The organism is Allocoprococcus similis (assembly GCF_054660775.1).
In genome coordinates this window covers 1-6,353 of the sequence record NZ_BAAHSG010000072.1, presented here as the reverse complement: position 1 = coordinate 6,353, position 6,353 = coordinate 1, and the positions used below count along the sequence as shown (strand labels likewise).

General features: G+C 38.1%; 1 protein-coding gene. It reads right to left on the bottom strand.

Annotated elements, in window-relative coordinates; translation table 11 throughout:
• Positions 1 to 295 precede the first annotated feature (295 nt).
• The gene (locus ACYQ5K_RS17470) at positions 296 to 6,148 is read right to left on the bottom strand and encodes a leucine-rich repeat domain-containing protein (protein WP_459778158.1); all 5,853 of its coding nucleotides are present in this window, start codon (positions 6,146 to 6,148) and stop codon (positions 296 to 298) included.
• Positions 6,149 to 6,353 lie beyond the last annotated feature (205 nt).

The following is a 6,353-nucleotide window of genomic DNA, read 5'->3' as shown; positions in this document are numbered from 1 at the left end:
CAAAAAATCTTATTCGAAAACGATATCCCATATCCTAACGAATATGATTTTTGAATAATTATTCAAGAGGGCCTGGAATTATTCCAGACCCTCAAACTCGCCCCTCAAGTTTGTCCCTCAAACCAGCCCCTCAAACTAAACCCTCAAAAACTGGCATTCTAAAAGGGCCAACCCCTCACGACTGACCCTCAATTAGTTCGGCAAACCCTCAAGAACTTTGATTATCCAGATTAAAAAGCAAGACAGAACAACTGTCCTGCCTTGCTTCATTACTAATTTTTAAATTATTTCTTCCTTATCTTCTGTATTTCTTTCTTAACACAATCGCTAATACTAATAAGATCGCTGCCATTCCAATTCCAGCAATAGGAATCATAAAGTTTGCCGTATCACCTGTCTTAACAGTTGTATTCTGTGCAGCATTTGTCGGCTGTGTATTATTTGATGTCTGGTTTGTATCTGACGGTTTCTGCTGATTTGAATTCGGCTTGTTCTGATTTTTATCTTCCGGATTCGGAGTTGGAGTCTCTCCATCTTTCTTAACCAGTCCAGCTATCGCATCCCGAAGAGTTTTTTCTGCATTATTTACTTCTTCCTGTGTTGCAACAGCATTTTCATTTATTGCAACCGCATTTTTCAAAGCATTTTCAAAAGCTGTAAAGCTTGCATCTGTATAATCGTCTTTCTTCAAAGCCTGTGCTTCTTTAATCGCCTTTCCTAATGCTTCTTTATTTACCGGCTGCGGAACTTCTTTTTTAACAAGACCGTTCATTGCATCGCGAAGAGCCTGTGCCGCACTGTCTATGTTTTCCTGTGTTGCATTATCGTCACGATCCACAGTTAACGCATTTGCCAAAGCCTGTTCCATCACTCCATAGCTTTCTTCTGTGTAAAGATCTTTTTCAATTGCCTGTGCTTCTTTGATTGCACCTTCAAGACCTGTCTTATCTACAGGCTGTGGTTTGTTCTTATCTCTAAGTACAAAAACAATCTTTTCTCCACCTGCAAATGCAGTTCCATCAATTGCGCTGATAACACCTCGCCCTTCTACTTCCGGATCCTCTGAAACTGTAAAGATAACCTGTTTATCGCATGACCACTGATCATTCGCCTGAAGACTTACAGTCATTTCTGTATCAATATCCCATACGGTAACATCATACTGAATCATTCCATTTTCATCAGATGTAAGTACCTGCGGATCTCCATTCAATACATTGAAGCTTATTCCAGGAAGAACCTTTCCATCTTCATCTTGTACATATGCACGGAATGTAACCTTATCACATGCATCTGTACTCTTTGCCAGAAGCCGGATTCCAGCCTGTGCTTCTGCTGCCGGAACATCATTGATTTTTTCCACTACAGATGTTCCGTCTTCTTTTCCAATTGTAATCTTTGTTACAGCCGGAGTTGCAATATAAGCAGAATCTTCCGGAAGATAAAGTTCATATTCTCCTGCATCTTCATATCCTGTCAGTTTCCATACGAGTGTTCCATCATTTGCGAACATTGTATTCTGTACATTATAGTACACATTATCACGAATAAATTTGATATTACTCTGCAGCTGGCTTCCATCTTCACTCGATACAGCAATTGTCAAGGTACGCATTCCCCGTACTGTCTTCAGGTTGTTCTGTGCTTCTTCCAGTACAGACAGTGCCTGATCAACATCCTGCTGTGTTGCATTTGGATTATCAAGAGCTGTCTCTGCTTCTGTGATCGCCGTCTTAAAAGCCTTATAGCTGTTTAACGTATAATCTCCCTGTTTCATATCTTTTACTTCATTAACTTTCGCCTGAAGCATACTCTTGTCTACAACCGGTACTGTTTTTTCTGTCAATATGAAAATAACTTCCTTTCCGTTACCTACATCTTCCCCATCTACTTTTGTCACTAAAGTTCCGAGTGTGCTTGATTGAATCGTAAATTCATGTTTTTCAGGCACTACAATGTATTCTTTTCCATCAAGCTGTACTGACTCATTCTTCAGCTGTACAGTCATAAGATTTGTTCCATAATCTCCGTCACTGACCGGATATTCTACAACTCCTTTAGACGCATACAGATTAAACGGATATCCCGTATCTGGAATTACTTTAAATGCAATCGAATCATTTACAGCTTCGCCCGCTTCATTTACCACTTTAATACGAATTGTATTCTTGTCTGTAACAACTGGCTTTTTGATTTCTACAAGTTTCTCTACCGCTGCTTTTAACGCTTCGATCTGTGCATCAACCTCTTCCTGCGTTGCATCTTCTTTGTCCAGAATCTTCTGTGCTTCTCCAACTGCTTTCTGATATTCAGACCATGATTCCGGCGTATAATCTGCTTCTTTCTTTAATCCGGCAATTTCCACAGCTTCTTTTAATTTTGTTTTGTCTGCTTTTACAGGTTCTGGGGTACTGCCACCGTCTTTCTTCAATACGAATGTTATTTCTCCTGCTTCTGCAAGAGCAGTATCATCAATTGATGTGATCGTTGCATTTCCAAAGCCATAGTATCCACCTGTTTTGAAACTATGTGTGTCCTCACACTTCCAATCTGCATTTTCTTTCATACCGACTGTATATGTTTTTTGAATATCTGTACTTGCATTTATCTGATGTTCAATTTTTCCGTTTGCGCTTTTAACTGTAATCGGCTCTGCATCTAAAGATGCTTTATCAATAATTTCAAATTCTACTCCATCTACGGATTTTCCTGTTTCATCTACTACCTTTGCACGGAATGTCGTTGTATCTGAAAGTACTTTATCCTCCGGTTCCGGTATAGGTGTATTGCCGCCATCTTTCTTTAATACAAAGGTAATCTCTCCTGCTTCTGCAAGGGCTTTTCCATCAATTTCCGTAATTTTTGGTGCTATTACATAATTACCATTCGTTTTATATGTATGTCGATCAGCACACACATACAGTTCTCCTTCAGCATCCTTCTGACCTTCTGCAAGTTTTACTGTAAATGTTACCATAAAATCGGCATTATCCACTTTCTGTTCAATAACACCATTTTTGCTTGTTGCATGGTATGTATCCACAAGTGGATCATCTGGTGTTATATCAAACTCAACTCCATCTACTGCCTTTCCTGCTTCATCTACTACTTTTGCACGGAATGTCGTTTCGTCAGAAAGAACTTTATTTCCCGGTTCTGGTGCTGGTGTATCACCGCCAGATTTCTTTTTCAAAGTATATGTAAGCTTAATACCACTTATATACGGAATGCCATCAATTGCATCTATTGTTCCTACCCATCCACTTCCTGATGCTGTAAAATAATGATCATCTTCCGTTTCATAGTCCGCTGTATCTGCTAAAACAATATGTGTTGTTTTACCGCCATTATAAATTCCAGTTACATTATAAGAAATAATACCATTACTGTCAGATACCATTGGATAATCATCTACTGTTCCGTCTATAACAGCATTAAATTTAACACCCTTTAACGGATTGCCATCTTCATCCATTACTTTTGCGCGGAATACTCCTTGATAGCATGAATAATCTACCTCTGTTGGTTTCTCAACCAAATCCTCCATTGCTTTTTCAAGCTCTGCATTTGCAGAATCACTCTCTGCTTTTGTCGCATCTGCATTAGCAACCACGTCTTCCGCAGTTTTAATTGCGTTCTGCAATGCATCCCATCCACTCTGATAATCATCTTCGTTTAAATCTTTTGCCTTTTGCAGATTTTCTTTCAGTTTAGAGTTGTCAGCTCTCCATTTCAACTGGCTTTCCGCATCTTTAAGAAGCTGTAATGCTGCATCTACCTGTTCCTGTGATGCATTTGCATCTGCATTGACTATTTCTGCATTTTCTAGTGCTTCTTTATATACTTTCCATGTTGCTGTTGTATAATTTGCCTGACTGTAAGAAGTCTTATAAGCAATTTCCTTTCCCAATGCAACCTTGTTTGCTTCTATCTTCAAGTCTGCTGCTGCTTTTTTTAGTTCTGCTACTGCTGCATTGTAATCTTCCTGCGTAGCATCTGCTTTGCCTGCAGTTTCCTCTGACTTGTTGATTGCCTGTGTTAATACTTCAAAGCTTGCCGGTGTATATCCCTCAGAAGTATAAGCTTTCATTTGCTCAATAACTTCTTTCAATACTGTATTGTCTGGTGTTCTTGGTTCAAATCCCGGAGTCTCTATACCAGTCCAGGTTACTGTAATCTCCTTTTCATAATCAACGCCGACCGTTTCACCATTGATCTCTTTAAAATAAGATTTTCCGTTTTCTTTGCCTACTGTAAAATTAATAACCGGATCTGCAGAATAGAGTTCCTGATAACACGGGAATAACTTCCATGTCTCTCCCTCTTCCCATGCTGCAGATGCTGGTAAATACATGATTCCTGTATATGCATCCGAATACGAATTATATCCTCCTTTGTCAGATGTATACTGGAACTTAAACGGTCTTGTAAATAAGTTACCATTTGCATCTCTAACAATCACTTTTAATGTCGTTAACTTGTCTGCTTTTTTCAATTCCGAAAGAGATTTTTCCAATTTTGACGTAACCTTTTGTACATCTTTCTTTGAAGCATCTACATCACTGAATACCTTTTGTGCTTCCGCCAAAACTTGCTGATACGCTTTGTATGTCTCTTCTGTATATTTATATTCTTCCTCAACACTTCCTGCTTTTTGTATTACTTCTTCCAGTCCAGTTTTATCCACATATTCATCTTCCGGAATCAGTACAAACTGCAATTCTTCAAGACCAGTTGCGGTTTTCCCGTTAACCGTTTCTGTCTGTATGGAACTATTGACTGTATATTCTATTTTTTCCGGATTCGAAACATACTTCACATCATCTGTATTATCTACTTCAACTACAATTTTATCATACCATGCATCAATAGATGTATGCTTCAACGTTAATATCCCATTCTTATCTGTTGTAAAAGTATACTCTGACGGCGTCGCTCCCGCATTTATTCTTTTTCTTACAAAGTTTACATTCGGAAGTGACTTGCCATTTTTATCTACAACCTTAATTTCAAGGCGGTCTAATATCGGCTGTTTTACGCCACCATTATCGTATTCCGGATAATATTCTGGTTCATCTCCTGCTTCAACTTTTGCTTTATTATTCTTAGTAGCCTCCACCTTTTTACTATCAATATATGTCTTCTGTTCATCTGTTAAAGCATCATAAGCATCCAGCGCCTTCTGTACATTATCAAGATCACCAGTTGTCATCTTGCTGATATTAAATAATTCAAAAATTTTATTTACATCAATTGCTGCAAAAAGATCTGTTTTCATTTCTGCTGTTGGCAGATAAGTCCGATCCGGATCCAGATGTGTCAGTCCTGCAAGTGCTTTTACATCTGTAATTCCGCTGTTTTTAGTAAGGTCCAGTGCTTCAAGATTTTTCAGTTGTCCAACAGGTGTTACATCTGTCAGTTTATTATCTGAAGCCAGCAGTGTCCTGAGATCTGTGAGCTTACTCATATCAGGTAATGCAGATATTTTATTTCCTGATATATTTAAATACTGTAATTTTGTTAAATCTTTAATATCATCTACGTTTTCAATCGCATTGGAAGATAAATTCAATGTAGATAATTTTTTCATATCCTTGATTGATGACACATCTTTAATCGCCCCATTCATGGACAGATCAAGCTGTGATAAATTTACCAGTGTTTTTAGTGCGCTGACATCTGTGATTCCATCCTGCTTTAAGATCAGAATATCCAGCTGCGTCAACGCAGAAAGAGGACTCAAGTCTTTGATGCTTTTTCCCTCAATCGCTGAAGTATATCCGATATCTACCATCGTCGCTGACTTTGCATACTGAATTCCCTCTAAATTTTCAATCCAGTATGGTTTTGTCCAGTCTGCGAAATCATCCGCATGACTGCATAATTCAAACGAAATGTTCCGAACAGATTTATCCCCCACCATATCTGCTGTCAGTTTTACATTGCTTTTAATCGCATTCATTGATGAACGGATTGCCCAATGGAGTAATGGGTCTTTAATAACTTCATCCTCTCCGGGAGTATATACATCTTCCTCCGCCAATCCGCCACAGCTGTCCGCTTTGGCTGTCATCCCACTTCCAAGCATTCCTGTTACAGTCAATGATAAAGCCATTAACACTGTAACAATCTTTTTCATTCTCCTCATGTCTTCCTCCTTTATGCATTTTATATGAAGATACATATAAATTATGCTTCATCATATCAATATTGTCCAATTGATATTTTCGATTTCTATTTTATTTATAGTTTTTTTGTATATATTTTTATTGATTATGATATATTCTGTAGTAAATTGTAACAATATACCTCCTTCAATTTTTCTGTAAAATATAAGGGGCTGTGAAATAAGT